Genomic DNA, 23138 nt, shown 5'->3' on the forward strand with positions numbered 1-23138 from the left:
AGAGCAATGGCGCCAAGAATCCATCCCCATTCCGCAAAGCAAGACAGCCCTGTTCTTGCCGCTGGCTTTTCCTTGGTCGAGCTAATGGTTTCCATGGCTGTCGGCTTAGCTTTGATTCTCGTGGTCAGCTACACCTATGTCGGTAGCAAACAAACGTTCAGGACACAGGAAACACTATCGCGCATGCAGGAAACAGCTCGTTTTGTCTTTGAAACCCTCGGCTACGACATTCGGATGGCCGGATTCACAGGTTGCGGCAATACCGCGACCGCCGTCAATACACTCAACGATTCCGCCGCTTGGGACAAAGACATTCTTAACTCCCCGCTAATTGGCTATGAAGGGGGAGTCAGCACCTTCCCCTCAGGGGTTGCTGGCAATGTTCTTCGCGGTGATTCGCTAACTGTGCTGCGTGGCGATGGCTCTGATTACACAGTCGCCTCTCACAATCCTTCCGCAGCATCGATGCAACTTACAGCCAACCATGACATCAAGCAAGGAGAAATCCTGATCGCCACCGACTGTCAACACACAGCCATCTTCCAGATGAGCAACGTCAATAATAACAATACTGTTTCCGTGGTTGACCACAATACTGGAAGTGGCATTAGTCCCGGAAACTGCACCAAAGGCCTAGGATCGCCGCTTCTCTGTACTGCACTCGGAACACCCTATACCTTTGGGCCGGGATCAAAGCTTCTTCGCATGAGTAGCGTGAATTACCACATCCGTTCCAATGCCTACGGGGAACCCGCTCTCTATCGGCTGCGCTTGGGTGCCAACTCCAGCGGGGCAGCAACTCAATTTCCAGAAGAACTGGCCGAAGGCGTTGAAAATATGCAGATCACCTATGGCATCGATGCCGGCACAGACAAACAGGTGGACCAATACGTCAAGGCTGACGCTGTCACCGATTGGTCGAAAGTATTAAGTGTCCGCATTTCCTTATTGATCGCTTCAACCGGAACTACGACATACACGACAGAAGCTCAGGCATACACCTACGACGGTGCGGCAGTGACGCCTACTGATCGGCGCCTAAGGAAGGTTTTTGACATGACAATTGCTGTCCGGAACAGACTGCCATGACACGCCAGCACATACACTTGAATCCTGCTCGCTCTCAACAAGGCGCCACCTTGATGGTTGTGCTGATTTTTTTGATGGTACTTTCGATGCTGGGTGTGGCAGCTGTTCAGAACAACATATTTCAGGAAAAAATGTCCGGAAACACCCGTGACCGTGAGCTTGCCTTCGAAGCTGCGGAAGCGGCGGTACGCGATGCCAGTGCAAACATAATCTCTTTAAGGGCCGGCCCATGGACTGGCGGAGGGGGATTAAGCACTTACGATGCGAACAATGCAAACGATTCGACATATTGGAATACGTCAAGTAACTGGTCGAGTTACCGTAATCCGTCGGCAACGGTGGCCAAGGTCGCCACTCAACCTCAATATCGTATCGAGAAAAAACCGAACATCGGGACTGTTGAATATTATCGCGTGACTGCTCGCGGCTTTGGCGCAGACAGCACGACGATTGTGATTATTCAGGCTGAATTCACCTATACCCCTTGAGCGAGAGACGATCATGAACGATATGTTTACGAGCCGTTCTTCCCTGCGGAAAACGCTACTGTCAATTTCATTTGGCTTTTGTGCATCCGCATTTGCTGTAGATGTCGCCAATACCCCCCTCTTTTTGACCGTCGATGTCCCACCGAACCTGATTCTGACACTCGACGACTCAGGCAGTATGGCACGCGCATTCACACCGGACCTGTGCGGCAATCCGGATGACGTCTGCGACAACAATCCGGATACCCGTTTGAATGATCGTTTTGTGAAATCAGCGCACTTCAATCCACTTTTCTACAATCCGAATATCAAATACGAAATTCCTAAGGATGCCAACGGCAATTTCGTTAATGCCGGAACTCAAACAAGTTTTACCGCTGCTTATCTCAACGGATTCGATCCAGCCTTCGGAACAATTGATTTGAGCTCGGGCTATCGTCCCAGTGCAGGCCTTCATATCAATACAGCCCATAAAAACCATCGGCTGATGAACCACTATCTTAGTGGCACAACAGGGGACGTCCGTTGTTCATCCGCGAACAAATGCCAGTACACCACCAACAAAGGGGGAAATTGGACCAACATGACTTCTGCCACGTCCTGCGCTGGCAGCAATGCAACATGTCAAGCCTATACCATGCCGGCGTATTACTATGTATTCGACACCAGTGTTTCCGGGTGCTCGGCTACAAACGTCGCAAACAAGACGAATAACAACTGCTACAAGATGGTGGTAGTCGGCAGTACTTCAGGAACCGGAACCGTTGACCTTAATGGTGACGGCGCTCTCAGCAATGCCGACAAGGATGAACGGCAGAATTTTGCCATCTGGTATTCCTATTACCGGACGCGCAACCTTATGACCATCAGCGCCGCTGCTCGTGCTTTTGCCAACGTTCCAGCAACTACGCGCGTGGGCTGGCAGGGCCTTAATAGTTGCCGAGGAGGCAACTCCAGTTTTGTCACTGCCGACTGCGAAGGCTGGGAGACGACAACCACCAATTTTTCCAATGCTATCAAGCCGTTCACCGGAACCCATCGCAGCAACTTCTACTCGTGGCTTTTCCGCCTCCCAATGAACCCCAGCACGCCACTGCGTACTGGCCTGAAGCGTGTCGGCGATTATCTGACGGTGAACAGCAATACGGTCGCAGCCCTAGCCAACACGCCATATGATCATTTCACGGAGACCTATACGGCGACCTATCTACCGATATCTTGCCGCAAGAATTTCCATATCGTCATGACCGATGGCATATGGGGAGACGCGCTGACAACGAACAACGCCGATAACGCGTCTGCGACCCTGCCTGATGGAACCACGTACACTCCCATTGCCCCGTTCAGCGCCACCGAAGCAGACACTCTAGGGGATATCGCCTTCTATTTCTGGAAAACCGATCTTTCTTCAGGGACCAATGGCCTGAACAATTCCATCATCCCAACCTGGCATGACCGCTCAGGCACCGATACCGAGCAATATTGGAACCCGGTAAACGACCCAGCCACTTGGCAGCACATGGTGAACTTCACTGTTGGTCTGGGTTTGACACCTTTCCTAGAATCCCTCACTCCGAGCTTAACTTATGGGAATGAGGGTTATGGCGGTAGCTATCCAAATATCAAGGCCGGAACGTTGTCTTGGCCATCGGTTGCATCCGATGGTGGCAAGGTAGCGGATCTCTGGCACGCCGCCATCAATAGCCGCGGCAAGTTCTTTAGCGCCGACGATCCCTCCGCGCTTAACGAAGCGTTTACATCGATCATACGCAGTGTCAGCGATGCCACCCCCTCTGCTGCATCGCTTGCGGCCAATTCGACGCAGTGGCAGGCCGGCTCTATCGTCTATCAAGCAAAATTCAACTCCCGCGATTGGAGTGGCAATTTCTTAGCGTTGCCTGTATCAAGCACCGGCGTCGTCGGAACTGCCTACTGGGATGCTGCCAATCTGCTACCTACACCAGCCAATAGAAAAATCTACACATTGAATGGATCGTCTAAAGAGGAAGCGCGCTGCACTGGTAACGGCACATTCCAAACAACGCTGAACAGCTCAGATAATCGCTGTGCTGACCGACTAAACTGGCTGAAAGGGGATACCAGCAAGGAAGCACGTTTCTACAACTCTTCATCGAACCCTACCGCTACGCTGCGTAATCGCACGGGTAGCCTTCTCGGCGACATCATTAACTCTGACCCCTTATACGTTGAAAAAACGGATTTCGGGTATGCCAACAGCGCATCCACCAGTTTTACCGAAAAGTCGACTTATGCTGCGTTCGTTACTTCGGTATCCAGTCGCATTCCTTTTGCCTACGTCGGGGCCAATGACGGCATGTTGCACGCTTTCCGCTCTGATACAGGAAATACTGATTCCGGCAAGGAGTTGTTCGCCTATATCCCCAAAGGCGTCTACTCCAACCTTGTCTCCTTAACCGACCCTAATTACAGCCATCGTTATTATGTTGACGGCGCTCCAATGGCTGGTGACGCCTATTTCAACGGATCGTGGCACACTACACTCGTCGGCGGTCTTAATGCCGGCGGCAAAACGATCTATGCGCTGGATATCACCAGCCCTACTACGTTCAATGCCAGCTCAATTCTCTGGGAATATGCCGATGCCGATGACCTTGGTTATACGTTTTCACAGCCTCAGATCGGGCGCTTGAACAGCGGACACTGGGTTGCAATATTTGGCAACGGCTATAACAGTGCAAATGGCAATGCTTACCTTTATGTAATCGAATTGGGTTCTGGCACCTTGCTTGCCAAAATTCAAGCTGGTTCGGCCACAAATAATGGACTATCGACTCCCATTTTATGGGACAACGATGGCGATAAGATAATTGATTACGTTTATGCAGGAGATTTACAAGGCAATATTTGGAAGTTCGACCTTACAGCTAACACACCTACCTCCTGGGGAATAGGCAATGGCGGCACCCCTTTATTCACTGCCGTAAACGCTGCCTCTCAGAGCCAACCTATAATCGCACAGCCTAAAATCAGCCAACATCCGTCTGGTGGCGTAGTTATTCTTTTCGGAACGGGCAAGTATATTGGCGATAGCGATGTCAGCACGACACAAATCCAATCGTTCTATGGCATTCGTGACTCCGGTCTGGACCGGACAATCGCCCGTAGTGAATTACAAGCCCAAACCATTGATAACGAAGCAACAATTGGAACATCACTCATCCGCATCACGAGCAATAACACTGTTGATTACTCCGGATCTCCTGCCAAGCAAGGCTGGTATATGGATTTAGTCTATCCAAGCAATGCCACAAGTAGTGGAGAACGTTCTGTATCAGCAGCCAGCCTATTGGAGGATCGGGTTATCTTTACAACGATTATTCCTTCTCGTGACCCTTGTGCCCCTGGCGGTGAAAGTTGGCTGATGGAGGTATTGGCTCTGACAGGGCAACGGCCAAACAATACGGTGCTGGATACCAACAACGATGGCTCATTTAATAGCGGCGACAACTACGGCTCGAGCCCTGCATCCGGAATGAAATCTACGATCGGCATGATCAAGGTTCCAGCCATCATCAAAAATGGTGAGACAGCCTTCAAGATTCTGACTGGAACATCAGGTGGATTCATGACCATCAAGAATAAGATTCCGCCACCAGCGCCAGGGACAATCAATCAACTCTATTGGCGACAAATACAGTAATTTAATTAGGAGATTTAAGTGAGACAACACGCCGCTATTGCTAACGACTTCGGCTTCACGCTAATCGAACTGATGATCACCGTTGCCATCATTGGAATTCTCGCGGCAATTGCTTACCCTTCATACGATTCGTATCTGCGACGCGGGGCACGTGCTGATGCGCGTGCTGCGTTGCTTGAGAACGCACAATATCTGGAACGCAACTTTACCGAGGCATCCCGGTACGACAAGAAATCAGACAACACGACGGCTGTAACGTTACCCGTAGTCAATTCGCCACGTGATGGCGGTGCTGTCTACACCATATCGGCTACTACCTTGACTAGCAGCACTTACACCTTATCCGCCACTCCGGTTGCAGGTGGGAGGATGGCTACAGATGGATGCGGAACGTTAACTTTAAACCATCAGGGCGTCAAAGGCGTAACCAGTGCCACCCTATCCGCCAGTGACTGCTGGAACAGGTGATAGATATTCGCAGGAAGAGGAACTTATCCGCCCCCCGTCTCACCATAAATACGATGAAAACTAAAGCAGGATGATCGGGCATACCGACAGAAACAATAGAATTTTGGCGTGCCCGGCAAACAAGTTAATCCTCCCGCTAACCTGCTCCTTGGCAATTCATTCAGCATTGCTTCTTGACTGTCATCTTTCGTCACAAAAAGCGTCTGCAACTACTCATCGTCGACTCTTAGTGACTCTAAACAGCTTTTCTAAAAACGATAGGAGCGTTGCCGAACTACCGAAACACAACGACTCTAGGACAGTAGATGAAATGCCATCTCATGGAAAAATCTCCCGAGATCCATCATCACAGAAGCGGCTTCCTTCAACTATCAATATTCTTCAGCCAGAGCTTCGTATTGCCCGGCCCAAGCTTTTGATAGCCCCAGAACATCGTGATGGCTTGGCTTTTGCCAGCGATGATAAAGGTTACGCAAATTTTGAATTGGAGATTGGATCTGACGGCACAGTACTTAATGCAAGAACAATCGATTCAAATCTTCCTGATGATTTTTTAAAAATAATAGAATCAAGTACCTTTGACGCAATTTTTAAACCAGCCGTTGAAGGTGGAAAGAAGGTAAAAGGAAAGGCGAATTTACGTTTCGAATTTCATCCTGCGGAACCAGTAGATCTTCGTTATGAATGGATTCCGGACTTTGAGCCTAACAGTGGGTAATCCAGCCTTATAGTTGCGTCAACTCCTTTGGCAGAGGGAATGAAACGCCTTCTTCTACGCCCGGCAACTGAGTAATTGATGCACCAGTGAGCGTATTGATTCGCTCTAGCACACGACTCACCAAAATCTCAGGAGCAGAAGCCCCGGCAGTAATGCCGATACTCTTTTTTCCCACTAGCCAGCGCACATCTACCTCGTCTGGACCATCAACTAAGTGGGCATCAATCCTCCTAGATACTGCGACCTCCTTCAGGCGCCGCGAATTTGAACTATTCGGGCTACCGACAACAATCACCAAGTCACATTGCTCTGCCAACTCCTTAACGGCATCCTGCCTATTTTGAGTGGCATAACAAATGTCATCTTTTTTAGGTCCCTGAATTTCAGGAAAACGCTGCTTCAGGGCTTCGATGACCACGGTAGCGTCATCTACAGAAAGCGTCGTCTGGGTTACATAGGAAAGGGAGGCGGAGTTCATAACACTCAGTCGAGCAACATCATCGACAGTTTCTACGATGTACATCCCCCCCTCGCTCTGCCCCATCGTCCCTTCCACCTCGGGGTGCCCCTTGTGGCCGATCATGACGACTTCACGGGTCTGGTTGCGCATCTTGCCGACTTCGACATGCACCTTAGTAACCAGTGGACAGGTCGCATCGAACACCTTCAGGCCACGGGCTTCGGCATCGGCGCGGACGGCTTTGGAAACGCCGTGGGCGCTGAAAATGACGGTGCTTCCGGCCGGCACTTCATCCAGCTCCTCGACAAAAACCGCCCCCTTGGCGCGCAGGTCGTCGCAGACGAACTTGTTGTGCACAACTTCGTGGCGCACATAGATCGGGGCGCCGAATTTTTCCAGGGCGCGTTCGACGATGGCGATGGCGCGTTCGACGCCGGCACAGAAGCCGCGGGGGTTGGCGAGGATGATTTCCATTACATGATTCCGATGATTTTCACCTCGAAGCGGATCGTCTTGCCGGCCATCGGGTGATTGAAGTCGAAGAGCGCGTGGGTGGCGTCCAGTTCGCGCAGGAAGCCGGCAAAGGTGCCGCCGTTCGGCGCGGTGAATTCGACGACGGAATTTTCCTTGAGTTCCATTTCCGGCGGCAGGCCATTTCGCGCAATGCGCTCGACCAGACGGGCATTGTGCTGACCGAATGCTTCGTCCGGCGGCAGTTCAAAAACGAAATGCTCCATCGCCGGCAGGCCGACCAGAACCTTTTCCAGATTTTCGGCCAGTTGCCCGCTCCCCATTTGCAAGGTAGCCGGACTCATGTCGAAGGTGGACAGGAATTCCTCGCCATCCTGCGCCGTAATGCGATAGTGGAGCGTCAGATAGCTGTCGGAACGGACGGTATTACTCATCGGAAGTCTCTTTCCTGGTGAAAAGCGTGGCGCCAACCATCAGGACCGCGCCCAGCGTAATCGCCGAATCGGCTAGGTTGAAGGCCGGCCAATAGTAGCCGGCGGCGTGCCATTGGATGAAGTCGACGACGGCGCCGAAACGGACGCGGTCAATGACGTTGCCCAGCGCCCCGCCCATGACTAGGGTCAGGGCCAAGGCCAGGAGTTTTTGCGTCGGATGCCTTTTCAGTTCCAGGGCGATCCAGCCGGAAACGCCCAGGGCCAGCACGGTGAAGAACCAACGCTGCCAGCCCGGCTGATCGGCGAGGAAGCTGAAGGCCGCTCCCGGATTGAAGGTCAGCACCCAGTTCCAGAAAGATGCAACATAGATGGTTTCGCCAAACTGGATATGGCTGAGCACCAGCCATTTGCTGAGCTGGTCGAGAACAACAACGATCGCGGCCAGCCCGTACCACCCATTCGCCGTCCTAGGCACTGACACGCGCCTCGCCGTCGCCATGCAGGTTGCTGACGCAACGGCCACACAGGCCCGGATGCTCGGCATGGGCGCCGACATCGTCGCGGACATGCCAGCAGCGCTCGCACTTGGCATGTTCCAGCGGTGTCGCCGTCACCGATTCGGCCTCATCGCCGATGACCGTGGTCGCTGAGCAGATGAAGATGAACTTGAGATCGTCGCCGAGCGAAGTCAGCGCGGCCAGCTTGTCGCCGGCGCAGCGGATTTCAACGGCTGCCTGCAGCGCCGAACCGATCTTGCCCGCTTCGCGCTGCGCCTCCAGCGCCTTGGTCACATCGGCGCGTGCGGTGCGGATCTGGCTCCACTTGGCCAGCAGATCGCCTTCGTCAGCCGCCACCGGCAGCTCGTGCCAGAGCTGGAACATGATCGAGTCGTCGTCCTTGCCGGTCAATACCGCCCAGACCTCTTCGGCCGTGAAGGAGGTGATCGGCGCCAGCAGGCGAACGAAAGCCTGCGTGATGTGCCACAAGGCCGACTGGGCCGAACGGCGGGCAACCGACTTCGGCGCCGTGGTGTACAGACGGTCCTTCAGGATATCGAGGTAGAAGCCGCCCAAATCTTCGGAACAGAAGGTCTGCAGGGCCTGGACGACACGATGGAACTCGTATTTGTCGTAGTCGGCGCGGCAGCCTGCTTGGAGCTCGCGCGTCAGCGCAAGTGCGTAGCGGTCGATTTCCAGCCATTGCTCGACCGACAGCATGTCGGCGGCAGCATCGAAGTCGGAAACGTTGGCGAGCAGGAAGCGTAGCGTGTTGCGGATGCGACGGTAGCCTTCGACGACGCGCTTGAGGATTTCGTCGGAAATGCTCAGTTCGCCGGAATAGTCGGTCGATGCCGTCCACAGGCGCAGGATGTCGGCGCCCATCTTGTCGGAAACCGTTTGCGGCGCGATGACGTTGCCCTTGGACTTCGACATCTTGTGGCCCTTGCCATCGACGACGAAGCCATGGGTCAGCAGCGCCTTGTACGGCGCGCGGCCATCGATGGCGCAGCCGGACAGCAGCGAGGACTGGAACCAGCCGCGATGCTGGTCGGAGCCTTCGAGATAGAGGTCGGCCGGATGCGTCGACACCGCAGCATGCGAACCGCGCAGCACATGCCAGTGCGTCGTGCCGGAATCGAACCAGACATCCAGCGTGTCCTTCATCTTGACGTACTGATCGGCCTCGGCGCCGAGCAGCTCGGCGGCATCGAGGCTGAACCAGGCTTCGATACCGGACTTCTCGACGCGCCGGGCGACCTGCTCGATCAGTTCTGCCGTACGCGGATGCGGCTGACCGGTTTCCTTGTGCAGGAAGAAGGGGATCGGCACGCCCCAGTTACGCTGGCGCGACACGCACCAATCCGGGCGGGTCTTCATCATGCCTTCGAGACGGGCACGGCCCCAGGCCGGGAAGAATTGGGTTTCATCGACGGCACGCTCGGCAATCCAGCGCAGGGTCGGTTCGCTCTCGTCCTTGCGGTTTTCCATGCCAATGAACCACTGCGTCGTGGCGCGGAAAATAATCGGCGTCTTGTGGCGCCAGCAATGCGGATAGCTGTGCTGGATGCGTTCCTGCCTGAGCAGACGACCGCGCGCTTCCAATTCGCCGAGCACGAGCGGATTGGCTTCCCACACGCTCTGGCCAGCCAGTTCGCCGGTCGACAGTGCGGGCACGGTGGAGATGAACTTGCCGTCGTTGCCGACCGGGTTATTGACCGGCAGACCGTACTTCTTGCCGATGTTATAGTCGTCCACGCCGTGCGCCGGCGCGGTATGGACCAGGCCGGTACCGGCCTCGGTCGTCACGTGAGTGCCGCAGATGATGGCGACATCGCGGTCCTGGAACGGGTGCTTCAACGACACCTGATCGAGCGCACTACCCTGGCAGGAAGCGACGACCGCACCTTCCAGGCCATAACGCTTGAGCGCAGCCTCGGCCAGTTCGCGAACAAGGATCAGCCCGCCCTTTTCCGTCTCGATCAGATCGTAGGTCAGTTCCGGATGGACGCTGACCGCCTCGTTAGCCGGCAGGGTCCACGGCGTCGTCGTCCAGATCACAGCGAAGGCCGGACCACGCAGGTGGGTCAGGCCGAACGCAGCCGCCAGCTTGTCGGCATGGTTTTCATGCACTTCGAAAGCGACGTCGATGGCCGGCGAATTCTTGTCTTCGTACTCGACCTCGGCCTCGGCCAGGGCCGATCCGCAATCCAGACACCAGTTAACCGGCTTCAAGCCCTGGTACAGGTAGCCTTGCTCCAGTATCTTGCCCAGGGCGCGCATTTCGTCGGCCTCGGCCTGGAAAGCCATGGTCAGATAGGGATTGTCCCAATCGCCCAGCACGCCGAGGCGGATGAAATCCTTCTTCTGGCGCTCGACCTGCTCGGCGGCGTAGGTGCGGCACAGTTCGCGCACCTTGTCGGCGGGGATGTTCTTGCCGTGCAGCTTCTCTATCTGATGCTCGATCGGCAGACCGTGGCAGTCCCAGCCCGGCACGTAGGGGGCATCGAAGCCGGACAGGGTTTTCGAACGAACGATGATGTCCTTCAACACCTTGTTGACCGCATGGCCGATGTGGATGTCGCCGTTGGCATAGGGCGGGCCATCGTGCAGCACGAAGCGCGGGCGGCCGGCGCTGATTTCGCGGATGCGCTGGTAGAGCTTTTTCTGCTGCCACTGGGCGACCCATTGCGGTTCGCGCTTGGGCAGGTCGCCGCGCATCGGGAAGGCGGTATCCGGCAGGTTCAGGGTGTCTTTGTAATCAGCCATTTTGCGTGCTCACAGCTTGAAGTAGGCCCGCGCCGCCGCGGCATCGGCCGCGATCTGCGCCTTGAGGGCGTCGAAATTGGGAAAACGTTGCTCGTCGCGCAGCTTGTGCACAAAACGGACGGCAATATGCGCGCCGTAGATGTCGCGATCGAAATCGAAAAGATGTGCTTCCAGCAGCGGCCGCGATCCGCCGACAGTGGGGCGGACGCCGAGATTGGCGACCCCCGGCAGGGCGCGCTCGCCGAGGCCGCTAACCTCGACCGCGAAGACGCCCGACATGGGCAGCGGATTGTGTTTGATGCGCAGGTTGGCCGTGGCAAAACCGAGCTGGCGACCCAGTTTCTGGCCATGCAGAACTTGTCCATCCATGACATAGGGACGACCCAGCAAGCGTGCCGCATGCTCCATGTCGCCGGCGGCCAGCGCCTTGCGCACCCCGGAGCTGGACACCCGCTCGCCATCGATCAGCACGCTGCCCATGGCCTCGACGGTGAAGCCATGGCGGGCCCCGGCCTGTTGCAGGAAAGCATAATCGCCAGTCCGCCCCTTACCGAAGCGGAAATCGTCGCCGATGATCAGGTGCTTGACCTGACAGCCCTTGACCAGGACCTGATCGACGAATTCTTCGGCCGACAGGGCCGCGAACCTGGCGTTGAAGGGGCAGACCATGGCCTGGCTGGCACCGCAATCGGCCAATAGCTCAAGCTTCTCGCGCACCGTCGTCAGGCGGGCGGGAGCCGAACCCGGAGCAAAAAACTCGCGTGGATGCGGCTCGAAGGTGAGCACCATCGGCACTAACTGACGCTCACGCGCCAACTCTGCCAAGCGACGCACCAAGGCCGTATGCCCCAGATGAACGCCATCGAAATTGCCGATGGCGAGCACGACGGGGGATGGAACGGGACGCGAGTGACCGCGAAAGACGCGCATGGATCAGTGGGGAGGAAAAACGTTGAATTATAACGGTTTGCGGCGCCCACAGGGTACGGCGAGATCAGCCCGGCGCCTGCCGCGCAGCGGATGCGTGGCGAACACCGCGCCGCCCTTCGCCGCAATCGATCGGTTTACGCTAGCCATCCGCCACCTCACGGCCCGCATCGGCTTCAGTGGCCTGCGACAACGGAACAATTGCCGCCAGGAAGATTACTGGCAGCGACATCGCCAAGGGCGAAGTCGAGCTGTTCAGGAAACCCGGTACGGGTTAGCCGAACAGCGCCAGTTTGGCTTTCGGCCCCGGGGGATGCTTGATGAAATACTGCCGGATGCCGCGCACAATCGCGCCGGCCAGCTTTTCCTGATAGGCGTCGTCGTTGAGACGCGCTTCTTCTTCCGGATTCGAAATGAAGGCCGTCTCGATCAGGGCCGATGGAATGTCCGGCGCCTTGAGCACGGCGAAGCCGGCCTGTTCGACGCTAGCCTTGTGCAGGGTATTGATCGAACCCAGTTCGCCGAGCAGGTACTTGCCGAGTTTCAGGCTGTCGTTGATCGTCGCCGTCTGCGACAAATCGAGCAGGGTACGGGCCAGGAACAGATCCTTGCTGCCCAGATTGACGCCGCCGATCAGGTCGGCCTGGTTTTCCTTCTGCGCCAGCAGGCGGGCCTGCGTGCTCGACGCGCCCTTCTCCGACAGCACGAAGACCGATGAACCGCGGGCATCCGGCTTGATCCAGGCATCGGCGTGGATGGACAGGAACAGATCGGACTGCACGCGACGGGCCTTCTGGACCCGCATCTGTAGCGGCACGAAGAAATCGGAATCGCGCGTCAGCACGGCGCGCATGTTCGGCTCGGCATCGATCCGCGCCTTCAGGCGACGCGCCACTTCGAGCGTCACGTTTTTCTCGTAGGTGCCGGCTTTACCCACGGCGCCGGGATCTTCACCGCCATGCCCGGGATCGAGGGTGATGGTCACCAGGCGATCGACAATCGGCTTGCCCGACTTCTTGCTGGTTTGCACCTCGGGGGCTTCGATCGGGGCTTTCTCGGACTTTTTCGCCGGATCGTCCGACCGCTTGTCGGCGATCTGGAAATCCGGGTCGTTCTTCAACGGCTCGACGGCCTCCTTGCGCCCTTCGAGCAGGGCCATCATCGGGTCGGGCGGATTGACCGGATAAACGTCGAGCACCAGACGCCGGCCGTATTCTCCGGCCGGCTCCAGCGTGAACACCTGCGGCACTACCTTGGTCTTCAGTTCCATAACCAGGCGGACCACCCCCGGCTTGAAGCGGCCGGCGCGCAGCAGCTTGATGTAGGGATCATCGGTCGCCACCTTGCGCGCAAGGCTGTCGAGCACGCTGTTGAATTCGACACCCTCGATATCCACCACCAGGCGATCAGGATTCTCCACCGTGAAATGCGTGAAGTTGAGCGGTGCGTCGTGTTCGAGGGTAACGCGGGTGTAATCGGCAGCCGGCCAGATGCGCACCGCAAGCACGGAAGGCATCTTCGCCGCGGCACCGGCCAGCGGCGAAACGGACAGGATCAGCGAGGCGCCGGCGTAACGGAGGAGCTGGCGGCGCCCATGGCTCGGTTGAGCACGCTTAGGCATTCCTGCCCTTTCGGTGTATTCGCCACGGCTTCGAGGACACGCCCGACACCTGCATGATAAAGGCGCAGCCGCAGGTCTGCCGGCGGAAGGCTGCCTTGAGCACGTTCCGGCCATTCGACCAGGCAGACCGAAGCGTCATTAAAGTATTCATCAAAACCCGCATCGAGAAACTCCTCGGGTGACTCGAAACGATAAAAATCAAAGTGATATAAGTATAAGCTCGAAATTACGTAAACTTCAACCAAGGAATAGGTCGGACTCTTGACCGGACCGGCGTGGCCCAGCGCCCGAATCAGGGCTCGCGATAGGGTGGTCTTGCCGGCCCCGAGGTCGCCTTCGAGGAAAATCACCATGCCCGGCTGCAGCCCGGGCGCCAGGCTTTCACCCAGACGCTGGGTAGCCGCCTCGTCGGGCAATTCGAAAACAGCGGTAACATCGGGGCTATGCACGATCAGGACTCCACAGTGGATTACGCGGCGCTCAAGGAAAAAATCCGCGAGGCCGGACAGCAATTGGGCTTTGCAGCCATCGGCGTGGCCCGCGCCGAACCCGGTGACGCGGTAGCCGGCTTGCGCGCCTGGCTGGCCGAAGGCTGCCATGGCGCCATGGATTATATGGCCCGCCATGCCGAATTGCGCGCCCGGCCCGACCTGCTGCAGCCGGGCACGGTCACCGTGATCAGTGCCGCCGTCGATTACCTGCCCCATGACAAGATCGCCGATCAGCCAGAACAGGCGGCGATTTCCCGCTACGCCCAGGGCCGCGACTATCACAAGGTGGTCCGCAGCCGTCTGCAGAAACTTGCCGACACCGTCGCCGAAGTGGCCGGACCTTTCGGCTACCGGGCTTTCTCCGATTCGGCGCCGGTCATGGAAGTCGAATTCGCCCGCCAGGCCGGCCTGGGCTGGCGCGGCAAGCATACCTTGCTACTCTCACGGCAAGGCTCCTGGCGCTTTCTCGGCGAAATCTATACCGATCTGCCGTTGCCGCCCGATGCGCCGATCGAAGACCATTGCGGCAGTTGCACCGCCTGCCTGCAAGCCTGCCCGACCCAAGCCATCGTCGCTCCCTACAAGGTCGATGCCCGGCGCTGCATTTCCTACCTGACCATCGAACTGGATGGCGCCATCCCCGAGGAATTCCGGCCGCTGATCGGCAACCGCATCTACGGCTGCGACGACTGTCAGCTGTGCTGCCCATGGAACCGTTTCGCGCAGCTTGGCGACCGCGAATTCGCTCCGCGCCACCGGCTCGACGAAGCCAGCCTGCTCGAATTGTTCGCCTGGACCGAGCAGCAGTTCAACGACCGGCTGGCCGGCAATCCGATCCGCCGCATCGGGCATGAACGCTGGCTGCGCAATATTGCCGTCGCCCTCGGCAACGCCCCGGCCTCGCCGGAAATCCGCCAGGCCCTGCAGGCTCGCGCCGCCCAGGCAAGCGAGATGGTGCGCGAACACATCGCCTGGGCACTGCGTCGGCAAGATCAAGAATCAGTTGGCGCGAACTGACGCACCGGGCGGCGCGCTGGTTATCTGAGAACGATCGTGATCCGGGGTCGCGTCGGGCGCAGGCAAGGTCGGACCCGGCACCGCCGGTGCCAACACCGGTCGGCGCATTTGCCAACCGAGACTAGCGCCCGCCACGGTGGTTAGCGTGACAGCAACCAGTATCGCGATGCCTGTCCTCGGACTCTCAGTCATATGGTGTCCGTGCTCAAAGCAACGGCCTCAACGAGCGACCGGCCGTCCCGGATCGGCACACCACTCGCTCCACGAGCCGGCATACAGACGAGAACCGGACAGCCCGGCGATTTCCATCGCCACCATGTTCAGACAGGCGGAGACACCCGAGCCGCACTGATGGATCACCAGATCCGGCGGCGACCCGGCGAGGATGGCCAGCCATTCCGCGCGCAATTCGGCGGCCGGCTTGAAACGGCCATCGGGCAACAGGTTGTCCTTGAAGAAGCGATTGACCGCCCCCGGGATATGCCCGCCGACCGGGTCGATGGTCTCGTTCTCGCCGTGGAAACGATCCGCGCCGCGGGCATCGACCAGGTGCATGTGCGGCGTCTCGATCCGCTCCTGCACATAACCGGCATCGACCTTCAAATCTTGGGCACGAGGAACAAAGAGCCGCTTTTCAAGGGTCGGCAGCACGGCCGTCAGCGGCTCACCCGCCGCCTGCCAAGCCTGCACGCCGCCATCAAGCAAGGCCACGGCATCGTGCCCCAACCAGCGCAGCAGCCACCATAGGCGCCCGGCGATCATGCCCTGCGCATCATCGTAGACGACGACCTGGGTAGCACTACCGATACCAATGCCGCCCAGACGTTCGGCCAGCCGCTCCGGATCGGGCAAGGGGTGGCGACCGTTGCTACCGGTCAGCGGACCAGACAAGTCGCGGTCGCAATGCAGGAAGACGGCCCCGGGAATGTGTGCCTCGGCATAGGCGCGCTCGCCGTAGCCGGTATCGGACAACTGGTGGCGGACATCGACCACCAGCCAGTTCGGATCATCGAGATGCGCCTGCAGCGTGGCCACATCGACCAGCGTCGTGTAGCTCACCGCTTATTGCTCCAGCCAGCCCTTGGCCTCGTCGGCATTGTCGAAGACCTCGACATCGGCCTTGACGAAAGTCTGCGAAATCCAGGCGCTCCACGTCACCCACTGACTGTCGGTGACCACGGCGACGCGCTTGAAATCGTCGGCATGGGCACGCGAGAACTTGACCTCTTCCCAGGCCACATCGAGCGTCAGCCCGACCATCTGGCTCAGGTCGAAATACAGATCGACCGGCCCTTCGAACTTGACCTTGTAATTGACGACCTCTTCGAATTCCTTGTAGTCGGCCAGCGTGAATTCGCCAAACACGGACACATTGACGCGGCTCGCTTGGTGGTCGATGACGATCATGGTTTGCTCCTGGTAGTCGCTCGTTGTTAGTTATCAGTTGCCAGTCGCCGGCCGAAAGCGCCAAATGCCCGCCCTGAGCGGCTCGCAGCAAACGACCGATAACTTACAGCTAGTCTAATCCTGCTCGACCGGGCTGGCACGCGAAAAGTGCGTGGCGGCGATGCCGGACAGGATGATCAGCCCGATCGCCGCCCAGGCCGAGGCATCCAGCACCTCACCCCAGAGCAGCATGCCGAACAGGCTGGAGAAGATCACCGTGCTGTAGGCCAGCGATGCCGACATCAGCGTCTTGCCGCGCGAATAGGCGCGCGTCATGGCCAGCTGGGCACAGGTGGCGAAGCTGGCCACGCCGAGCAGCAGCAGGCCGCTGTGCATATCGACCGCATGAATCTCGCTGAACAACAGCCATAGACCGGCGCCGACCGACGACACCAGCGAGAAGTAGAACACCGTCCGCGTTTCCGGTTCGCCGCGCGCACCCAGTTCGCGGACGCTGAAGTAGGCCATGCCGGCCAGCACGCCGGAACCGAGGCCGACCAGGCCGCCGAACAACTGGTCGGCATGGAAGGTCGGTTTGAGCAGCAGGACCACGCCAAGCAAGCCGACCGCCAGTGCGCCGAGCATGCCGTGCCGCGTCTGCCAACCGGCCAACGCCAGGTAGATGGCGAGGAAGATCGCCGAGGTGTAGTTGAGCGTCACCGCCGTCGCCAGCGGCAACAGCGTGATGGCGTAGAAATAGGAGAGCAGCGCCAGAAAACCGACGATACCCCGGGTGATTTGCCAGCGCAGATGCGGCGTCGGCAAAGGCACGCCGCGCAGGCGGACCAAGCCGTACATCAGGATCAGCGAAATGAAGCTGCGATAGAAGGTGATCTCGACCGCCGAATGCGTCGCGGCGGCCAGCTTGACGCAGACGCCCATGCAGGCGAACAGCAAGCTGGCGGCGATCATCCACAAGGATTGCATTGGTTAGCGGCGAGTTGTCAGTGATGAGTTGTTAGCGGGCAGCAAAAAGGCGCCGGGGTATTCCGGCGCCTTTTGCGGCAGCCCACGGGGAAAACGGCCAAAATCACCGCGCCTCGATATCCTTCTGCATGATCCGGCGATAGAACTCGTGGAAGTGCTGCATGCCGTCCTCCATCGGGCTCTGGTACGGCCCGACTTCGTTGCGCCCTTCGGCCAGCAGCGCCTTCCGGCCACGGTCCATGCGCTCGCCGATGTCGTCGTCCTCGATGGCGGTCTCCATGTAGGCGGCACGCTCGGCCTCGATGAACTCACGCTCGAAATCGACGATTTCCTCGGGGTAGTAGAACTCGACGACGTTCATCGTCTTGTCCGGTCCCATCGGGATCAGGGTCGACACGACCAGCACGTGCGGATACCACTCGACCATGATATTCGGGTAGTAGGTCAGCCAGATGGCCCCCTGCGGCGGCGTCTCGCCCCGGTCGCCATAGTATTCGCGAACCACCTTCTGCCACTTGTCGTACACCGCCGAACCGGACTTCATCAGCGAAGTGATGCCCACCTTCTGCACCGAGTACCAGTCGCCGAACTGCCAGGAAAGGTCGTCGCAGGTGACGAAATTGCCCAGCCCCGGGTGGTAGGGCACGACGTGGTAGTCCTCGAGATAGACCTCGATGAAGGTCTTCCAGTTGTAGTTGCACTCGTGCATCTCGACATGGTCGAGTTTGTAGCCGGTGAAATCGAGGTCGCGGGCGACGTTCATACCGCCCAGGTCGGCATTGGCCGAGCGCGGCCCCTTGAAGAGCAGGCCGTTCCAGTTCTCCAGCTTGGCCTTGTTCAGGTTCAGGCAGGGATTCTGCGGAAAGTGCGGGGCGCCGATCAGCTCGCCGCCCTGTTCGTAGGTCCAGCGATGGATCGGGCAGACCACCGGCCCGTTCAGCGTGCCGCTACCCTGCAGCATGATGGCCTGGCGATGGCGGCAGACGTTGGACATCTGCCAGATACCGGCATTCTTGCCCTCGGCACCGCCGTTGATCAGCATCTGGCCGTGATCCTTCCACTCCAGCGAACGGTAGCTACCCGCTTCCGGCACCATCAACTGGTGGCCGACATAACCGGGACCGGCATCGAAAATGAGCTTTTTCTCCAGCTCATGAATCGATTGATCGAAGTACCAGTCCACAGGCAGTTGCGAAACTGCGGGGGCCAAACGGGACAGATTCGCCACGTCAGACATTCCACGCTCCAGCGGGTTGAAAAAACAGGATTTTACCCCGCCGCGCATTTGACCTGAAGCCCCTGGATGGAGTATTTTCGCGTGTTTCCCCGAACGCCTCTGACATGGATCAAACGCCCATCGCCGACATGAAATTCGAGACGGCCCTTGCCGAACTCGAAGCCATCGTCTCCAGCATGGAAGGCGGCAAGCTCGAACTCGAAGCCTCCATCGCCGCCTACAAGCGCGGCATGGAGCTGATGAAGCATTGCCAGGCCCAGCTGGCCGATGCCGAGGAGCAGGTCCGCGTACTGGAAAACGGGGAATTCAAGCCAGTCGACCGTAATACGCTGGAGGCCCAGTGAACACCCAGCCCTTCGCCGAATGGATGGCCGTCACCCAGGATCGCGCCGAATCCGCCCTCGGCCGCTTCCTGCCGGCCGGCGACAGCATACCGGCCCGCCTGCACGATGCCATGCGCTACGCCACCCTCGGCGGCGGCAAGCGCGTCCGTCCGCTGCTCGCCCACGCCGCCGGCGAACTGACCGGCGCCACGCCGGAAGCGCTCGATGTCGTCGGTTGCGCCGTCGAGATGATCCATGCCTATTCGCTGGTGCACGACGACCTGCCATGCATGGACGACGACGTGCTGCGCCGCGGCCGCCCGACCTGCCACGTCGAATTCGACGAACCGACCGCCCTGCTGGTCGGCGACAGCCTGCAGACCATGGCTTTCGAGCTGCTGGCCAGCCAGGCCATCGGCGAGCCGAAGCAGCAACTCGAAATGATCGCCCTGCTCGCCCACGCCAGCGGCTCGCGCGGCATGGCCGGTGGCCAGGCCATCGACCTCGCCTCGGTCGGCAAACCGCTAACCCAGCCCGAGCTGGAACTGATGCACGCGCTGAAAACCGGTGCCCTGATCCGCGCCGCCGTGCTGCTCGGCGCCCTCGCCGGCCAGCCGCTGTCGGCCGACGAACGCAACAACCTCGACCGCTTCGCCAAGCGCGCCGGCCTGCTCTTCCAGGTCGTCGACGACATCCTCGACTGCACGGCAAGCACCGCCACGCTGGGCAAAACCGCCGGCAAGGACGAGGCCGCCGACAAGCCGACCTACGTCGCCCTGCTCGGCCTGGAAAACGCCCGCGCCTATGCCGACGAACTGCGTGCCGATGCCCGCGATGCCCTGGCCATCTTCGGCGACCGCGCCACCCGCCTGAACCAGTTGGCCGATTTCATCTGCCACCGGCAATTCTGAACGGAACACATGAGCTATCCGCTGCTCGACACCATCCAATCCCCGGCCGACCTGCGTCGCCTGGAGCGCAAGCAGCTGCCGCAACTGGCCGGCGAACTGCGTGAATTCCTGATCGAATCGGTCTCCCAGACCGGCGGCCACCTGTCGTCCAACCTCGGCACCGTCGAGCTGACCATCGCCCTGCACGCCGTCTTCAACACCCCAGACGACCGCCTGGTGTGGGACGTCGGCCACCAGTGCTACCCGCACAAGGTACTCACCGGTCGCCGCGAAGGCATGGGCAAGCTGCGCATGCGCCATGGCGTCGCCGGTTTCCCGAAACGCTGCGAAAGCCCGTACGACACCTTCGGCGTCGGCCATTCGTCCACCTCGATCTCGGCCGCGCTGGGCATGGCCCTGGCCGCCAAGCACAAGGGCGAGGACCGCAAGGCCATCGCCATCATCGGCGACGGGGCGATGTCCGCCGGCATGGCCTTCGAGGCGCTGAACAACGCCGGCGTCGCCGACGCCGACATGCTGGTCATCCTCAACGACAACGAGATGTCGATTTCGCCGCCGGTCGGCGCGCTGAACAACATCCTGACCCGCCTGACCTCGAGCAAGACCTACAACGTCGCCCGCGAAGCCGGCCGCCACATGCTCGGCTTCGCCCCGCCGCTGCTCGAGCTGGCCCGCCGCGCCGAGGAGCACGTCAAGGGCATGATCGCCCCCGGCACGCTGTTCGAGGAATTCGGCTTTCACTACTACGGCCCAATCGACGGCCACGACCTCGACGCCCTGATTCCGACGCTGGAAAACCTGAAGAAGCTGAAGGGGCCGAAGTTCCTGCACGTCATCACGCGCAAGGGCCAGGGTTACAAGCTGGCCGAAAACGACCCCATCCTCTATCACGGCGTTGGCAAGTTCTCGGCCGAGCAAGGCATCGCCACCGGGAGTGGCGGCAAAAGCGGCGGCAAGCTGACCTACACCCAGGTCTTCGGCGACTGGCTGTGCGACATGGCCAAGGCCGATTCCCGGCTGGTCGGCATCACCCCGGCCATGCGCGAAGGATCCGGCATGGTCCGCTTCGCCTGCGAGCACGCCGACCGCTACTACGATGTCGGCATCGCCGAGCAGCACGCCGTGACCTTCGCCGCCGGACTGGCCTGCGAAGGACTGAAGCCGGTCGTCGCCATCTATTCGACCTTCCTGCAGCGCGCCTACGATCAATTGATCCACGATGTCGCCTTGCAGAACCTGCCGGTCGTCTTCGCCGTCGACCGTGGCGGCCTGGTCGGGGCCGATGGCCCGACCCACCACGGCACCTTCGACCTGTCCTACGTCACCTGCATTCCGAACATGGTGGTCATGACGCCGAGCGACGAAGCCGAATGCCGGCGCATGCTGTCCACCGCCTACGCCCTCGACTGCCCGTCCATGGTGCGCTATCCGCGCGGCAGCGGCACCGGCGCCATTCCATCGCCGGAACTCGACACCGTGCCGCTAGGCAAGGGCGAAATTCACCGCCATGGCCAAACAGTCGCCCTGCTCGCTTTCGGCACTTTGCTGGGCGCCGCCCTGGCTGCCGGCGACGAACTGGACGCCACCGTGGCCAACATGCGCTTCGTCAAACCCATCGATGCGGAACTGATTGTCGAACTGGCCGGGAACCATTCCCTGCTTGTGACTATCGAAGAGAGCGCCGTGATTGGTGGCGCCGGTTCCGAAGTCGAACGGGTGCTGGCGGAACATGGATTGACCGTGCCGGTGCTGCGCCTCGGCCTGCCCGACCGTTTCGTCGATCACGGCGAACAAGGCCAGTTGCTATCCGAGCTTGGCCTCGACAAGGAAGGCATCGTACGGACGATCCAGCAGAAACTCGGCGCCCATGCCGACAAACAATAAATCAGCGAGAGAACAGCAAATGAGTGCCCCCACCCTCAACATCCCCGACGTCCAGAACTCTGTCGATACGCGCCACATCGCGATCAACAAGGTCGGCATCAAGTCCATCCGCCACCCGATCAAGGTGCAGGACAAATCGACCGGCGTGCAGCACACCATCGCCATGTTCAACATGTATGTGGGACTGCCGCACAATTTCAAGGGCACGCACATGTCCCGCTTCGTGGAAATCCTGAACGGCCACGAACGCGAAATCTCGGTCGAGAATTTCCCGACCATGCTGCGCGACATGGTGGTCAAGCTCGAAGCCGAAACCGGCCACATCGAGATGAATTTCCCGTACTTCATCAACAAGACCGCCCCGGTTTCCGGCGTGCAGAGCCTGATGGACTACGACGTCACCTTCATCGGCGACATCTGCCACGGCGAGATCACCACCTCGGTCAAGGTCGTCGTGCCGGTCACCAGTCTGTGCCCGTGCTCCAAGAAAATCTCCGAGCGCGGCGCCCACAACCAGCGCTCGCACGTCACCGTCACCGCCCGCACCAATGATTTCGTGTGGATCGAGGAACTGGTCCAGCTGGTTGAGTCCGAAGCCTCCTGCGAACTGTTCGGCCTGCTCAAGCGCCCGGACGAAAAGTACGTCACCGAGCGCGCCTATGACAATCCCAAGTTCGTCGAAGACATGGTCCGCGACGTGGCGGCCCGCCTCAATGCCGAAAAGCGCATCGACGCCTACGTGGTCGAATCCGAAAACTTCGAGTCCATCCACAACCACTCGGCCTACGCGCTGATCGAGAACGACAAGCTGAATCCCGGCACGCACCCGTAAAGCGAGCCAAACAGACCAAACAAAACGGGGCGCCGCAGCGCCCCGTTTCTTTTGAACCTTCGGAAAGCCGATCAGGCCTTCTTGAAATCCAGCTTTTCCTTGATACGGGCGGACTTGCCGGAACGCTCGCGCAGGTAGTACAGCTTGGCACGACGGACATCGCCGCGGCGCTTCAGCTCGATCGAAGCAACCAGCGGGGAATAGGTCTGGAACGTACGCTCAACGCCTTCGCCGGAAGAGATCTTGCGGACGATGAAGTTGGAGTTCAGGCCACGGTTACGCTTGGCGATAACCACGCCTTCGTAAGCCTGCAGACGCTCGCGGGTACCTTCCTTGACCTTCACCTGAACGACGACGGTGTCGCCCGGGGCGAATTCGGGAATGGTCTTGCCGGCGCTGACGCGGGCAATTTCTTCTTGCTCGAGTTGTTGAATCAGGTTCATGTG

22 protein-coding genes are annotated in these 23138 nt (G+C 59.2%); 10 read left to right on the top strand and 12 right to left on the bottom strand.

Features of this window, described 5'->3' with window-relative positions:
- The first annotated feature begins 6 nt into the window (after nucleotides 1–6).
- The 5 genes from LZ012_RS15060 (at nucleotide 7) to LZ012_RS15080 (ending at nucleotide 6445) form a co-directional block, all read left to right on the top strand.
- The gene (locus tag LZ012_RS15060) at nucleotides 7–1089 is read left to right on the top strand and encodes a PilW family protein (protein WP_275711648.1); all 1083 of its coding nucleotides are present in this window, start codon (nucleotides 7–9) and stop codon (nucleotides 1087–1089) included.
- Complete coding sequence (locus tag LZ012_RS15065; protein WP_275711649.1) at nucleotides 1086–1577, top strand: pilus assembly PilX family protein; 492 nt, start codon at nucleotides 1086–1088, stop codon at nucleotides 1575–1577. The genes LZ012_RS15060 and LZ012_RS15065 overlap by 4 nt, the downstream gene beginning before the upstream one ends.
- A 13-nt stretch (nucleotides 1578–1590) precedes the next feature.
- Complete coding sequence (locus tag LZ012_RS15070; protein WP_275711650.1) at nucleotides 1591–5259, top strand: pilus assembly protein; 3669 nt, start codon at nucleotides 1591–1593, stop codon at nucleotides 5257–5259.
- An 18-nt stretch (nucleotides 5260–5277) separates the two neighbouring features.
- Complete coding sequence (locus LZ012_RS15075; RefSeq protein ID WP_275711651.1) at nucleotides 5278–5727, top strand: type IV pilin protein; 450 nt, start codon at nucleotides 5278–5280, stop codon at nucleotides 5725–5727.
- A gap of 310 nt (nucleotides 5728–6037) precedes the next feature.
- Complete coding sequence (locus tag LZ012_RS15080) at nucleotides 6038–6445, top strand: energy transducer TonB (protein ID WP_275711652.1); 408 nt, start codon at nucleotides 6038–6040, stop codon at nucleotides 6443–6445.
- Between the two features lie 7 nt (nucleotides 6446–6452).
- Here LZ012_RS15080 and ispH read toward each other — a convergent pair whose 3' ends face one another.
- The 7 genes from ispH to tsaE all read right to left on the bottom strand — a co-directional run bounded on the left by ispH (nucleotide 6453) and on the right by tsaE (nucleotide 14073).
- On the bottom strand, nucleotides 6453–7379 hold the full coding sequence (gene ispH, locus LZ012_RS15085; protein WP_275711653.1) for a 4-hydroxy-3-methylbut-2-enyl diphosphate reductase: 927 nt from the start codon (nucleotides 7377–7379) through the stop codon (nucleotides 6453–6455).
- Nucleotides 7379–7810 (bottom strand): FKBP-type peptidyl-prolyl cis-trans isomerase, encoded by a 432-nt coding sequence (locus tag LZ012_RS15090; RefSeq protein ID WP_275711654.1) that lies wholly within the window; start codon nucleotides 7808–7810, stop codon nucleotides 7379–7381. The genes ispH and LZ012_RS15090 overlap by 1 nt, the downstream gene beginning before the upstream one ends.
- Nucleotides 7803–8309, bottom strand: a complete 507-nt coding sequence (gene lspA / locus LZ012_RS15095) for a signal peptidase II (RefSeq protein WP_420839534.1) — start codon at nucleotides 8307–8309, stop codon at nucleotides 7803–7805. The genes LZ012_RS15090 and lspA overlap by 8 nt, the downstream gene beginning before the upstream one ends.
- Nucleotides 8278–11076, bottom strand: a complete 2799-nt coding sequence (ileS, locus tag LZ012_RS15100; RefSeq protein ID WP_275711655.1) for an isoleucine--tRNA ligase — start codon at nucleotides 11074–11076, stop codon at nucleotides 8278–8280. Before ileS ends, lspA begins: the two co-directional genes overlap by 32 nt.
- Nucleotides 11077–11085: 9 nt before the next feature.
- Entirely contained in the window at nucleotides 11086–12006 is a 921-nt protein-coding gene (locus LZ012_RS15105; RefSeq protein WP_275711656.1) for a bifunctional riboflavin kinase/FAD synthetase, read from the bottom strand.
- 271 nt (nucleotides 12007–12277) lie between these two features.
- A complete protein-coding gene (locus LZ012_RS15110) occupies nucleotides 12278–13624 on the bottom strand; it encodes an N-acetylmuramoyl-L-alanine amidase (protein ID WP_275711657.1) in 1347 nt (448 codons plus the stop codon).
- Complete coding sequence (gene tsaE, locus LZ012_RS15115; RefSeq protein WP_275711659.1) at nucleotides 13558–14073, bottom strand: tRNA (adenosine(37)-N6)-threonylcarbamoyltransferase complex ATPase subunit type 1 TsaE; 516 nt, start codon at nucleotides 14071–14073, stop codon at nucleotides 13558–13560. Before tsaE ends, LZ012_RS15110 begins: the two co-directional genes overlap by 67 nt.
- Here tsaE and queG point away from each other — a divergent pair.
- The gene (gene queG, locus LZ012_RS15120) at nucleotides 14068–15132 is read left to right on the top strand and encodes a tRNA epoxyqueuosine(34) reductase QueG (RefSeq protein WP_275711660.1); all 1065 of its coding nucleotides are present in this window, start codon (nucleotides 14068–14070) and stop codon (nucleotides 15130–15132) included. The genes tsaE and queG overlap by 6 nt on opposite strands.
- 219 nt (nucleotides 15133–15351) lie before the next feature.
- Here queG and LZ012_RS15125 read toward each other — a convergent pair whose 3' ends face one another.
- The 4 genes from LZ012_RS15125 to LZ012_RS15140 form a co-directional block, all read right to left on the bottom strand.
- Nucleotides 15352–16191, bottom strand: a complete 840-nt coding sequence (locus tag LZ012_RS15125) for a sulfurtransferase (protein ID WP_275711661.1) — start codon at nucleotides 16189–16191, stop codon at nucleotides 15352–15354.
- A 3-nt stretch (nucleotides 16192–16194) separates the two neighbouring features.
- The gene (locus LZ012_RS15130; protein ID WP_275711662.1) at nucleotides 16195–16539 is read right to left on the bottom strand and encodes a SpoIIAA family protein; all 345 of its coding nucleotides are present in this window, start codon (nucleotides 16537–16539) and stop codon (nucleotides 16195–16197) included.
- 114 nt (nucleotides 16540–16653) lie between these two features.
- Nucleotides 16654–17505 (bottom strand): DMT family transporter, encoded by an 852-nt coding sequence (locus LZ012_RS15135; protein WP_275711663.1) that lies wholly within the window; start codon nucleotides 17503–17505, stop codon nucleotides 16654–16656.
- 103 nt (nucleotides 17506–17608) lie between these two features.
- Nucleotides 17609–18742, bottom strand: a complete 1134-nt coding sequence (locus LZ012_RS15140; protein WP_275711664.1) for an aromatic ring-hydroxylating oxygenase subunit alpha — start codon at nucleotides 18740–18742, stop codon at nucleotides 17609–17611.
- A 104-nt stretch (nucleotides 18743–18846) separates the two neighbouring features.
- Here LZ012_RS15140 and LZ012_RS15145 point away from each other — a divergent pair, with 104 nt between their 5' ends.
- From LZ012_RS15145 to folE2, 4 genes are read left to right on the top strand one after another with little or no spacing between them, the layout of a single operon-like run.
- The gene (locus LZ012_RS15145; protein WP_275711665.1) at nucleotides 18847–19086 is read left to right on the top strand and encodes an exodeoxyribonuclease VII small subunit; all 240 of its coding nucleotides are present in this window, start codon (nucleotides 18847–18849) and stop codon (nucleotides 19084–19086) included.
- Entirely contained in the window at nucleotides 19083–19976 is an 894-nt protein-coding gene (locus LZ012_RS15150) for a polyprenyl synthetase family protein (protein WP_275711666.1), read from the top strand. The genes LZ012_RS15145 and LZ012_RS15150 overlap by 4 nt, the downstream gene beginning before the upstream one ends.
- Nucleotides 19977–19985: 9 nt before the next feature.
- Complete coding sequence (gene dxs / locus LZ012_RS15155) at nucleotides 19986–21860, top strand: 1-deoxy-D-xylulose-5-phosphate synthase (protein ID WP_275711667.1); 1875 nt, start codon at nucleotides 19986–19988, stop codon at nucleotides 21858–21860.
- 19 nt (nucleotides 21861–21879) lie between these two features.
- Complete coding sequence (folE2, locus tag LZ012_RS15160; protein WP_275711668.1) at nucleotides 21880–22692, top strand: GTP cyclohydrolase FolE2; 813 nt, start codon at nucleotides 21880–21882, stop codon at nucleotides 22690–22692.
- A 71-nt stretch (nucleotides 22693–22763) separates the two neighbouring features.
- Here folE2 and rplS read toward each other — a convergent pair whose 3' ends face one another.
- Nucleotides 22764–23135, bottom strand: a complete 372-nt coding sequence (gene rplS / locus LZ012_RS15165) for a 50S ribosomal protein L19 (RefSeq protein ID WP_150429528.1) — start codon at nucleotides 23133–23135, stop codon at nucleotides 22764–22766.
- Between the last annotated feature and the right edge of the window lie 3 nt (nucleotides 23136–23138).

This window comes from Dechloromonas hankyongensis, assembly GCF_022012295.1.
Lineage (GTDB): Bacteria > Pseudomonadota > Gammaproteobacteria > Burkholderiales > Rhodocyclaceae > Azonexus > Azonexus hankyongensis.

Excerpts from the sequence above, each read along its gene's own strand:
- LZ012_RS15060 (WP_275711648.1), top strand. The coding sequence starts at position 7 with ATGGCGCCAAGAATCCATCCCCATTCCGCAAAGCAAGACAGCCCTGTT.
- ileS (WP_275711655.1), bottom strand. The coding sequence starts at position 11,076 with ATGGCTGATTACAAAGACACCCTGAACCTGCCGGATACCGCCTTCCCG.
- ispH (WP_275711653.1), bottom strand. The coding sequence starts at position 7,379 with ATGGAAATCATCCTCGCCAACCCCCGCGGCTTCTGTGCCGGCGTCGAA.
- lspA (WP_420839534.1), bottom strand. The coding sequence starts at position 8,309 with ATGGCGACGGCGAGGCGCGTGTCAGTGCCTAGGACGGCGAATGGGTGG.
- dxs (WP_275711667.1), top strand. The coding sequence starts at position 19,986 with ATGAGCTATCCGCTGCTCGACACCATCCAATCCCCGGCCGACCTGCGT.
- LZ012_RS15130 (WP_275711662.1), bottom strand. The coding sequence starts at position 16,539 with ATGATCGTCATCGACCACCAAGCGAGCCGCGTCAATGTGTCCGTGTTT.
- LZ012_RS15140 (WP_275711664.1), bottom strand. The coding sequence starts at position 18,742 with ATGTCTGACGTGGCGAATCTGTCCCGTTTGGCCCCCGCAGTTTCGCAA.
- LZ012_RS15110 (WP_275711657.1), bottom strand. The coding sequence starts at position 13,624 with ATGCCTAAGCGTGCTCAACCGAGCCATGGGCGCCGCCAGCTCCTCCGT.
- LZ012_RS15090 (WP_275711654.1), bottom strand. The coding sequence starts at position 7,810 with ATGAGTAATACCGTCCGTTCCGACAGCTATCTGACGCTCCACTATCGC.
- LZ012_RS15145 (WP_275711665.1), top strand. The coding sequence starts at position 18,847 with ATGGATCAAACGCCCATCGCCGACATGAAATTCGAGACGGCCCTTGCC.
- folE2 (WP_275711668.1), top strand. The coding sequence starts at position 21,880 with ATGAGTGCCCCCACCCTCAACATCCCCGACGTCCAGAACTCTGTCGAT.
- queG (WP_275711660.1), top strand. The coding sequence starts at position 14,068 with ATGCACGATCAGGACTCCACAGTGGATTACGCGGCGCTCAAGGAAAAA.
- rplS (WP_150429528.1), bottom strand. The coding sequence starts at position 23,135 with ATGAACCTGATTCAACAACTCGAGCAAGAAGAAATTGCCCGCGTCAGC.
- LZ012_RS15135 (WP_275711663.1), bottom strand. The coding sequence starts at position 17,505 with ATGCAATCCTTGTGGATGATCGCCGCCAGCTTGCTGTTCGCCTGCATG.
- LZ012_RS15105 (WP_275711656.1), bottom strand. The coding sequence starts at position 12,006 with ATGCGCGTCTTTCGCGGTCACTCGCGTCCCGTTCCATCCCCCGTCGTG.
- LZ012_RS15080 (WP_275711652.1), top strand. The coding sequence starts at position 6,038 with ATGCCATCTCATGGAAAAATCTCCCGAGATCCATCATCACAGAAGCGG.
- LZ012_RS15070 (WP_275711650.1), top strand. The coding sequence starts at position 1,591 with ATGAACGATATGTTTACGAGCCGTTCTTCCCTGCGGAAAACGCTACTG.
- LZ012_RS15065 (WP_275711649.1), top strand. The coding sequence starts at position 1,086 with ATGACACGCCAGCACATACACTTGAATCCTGCTCGCTCTCAACAAGGC.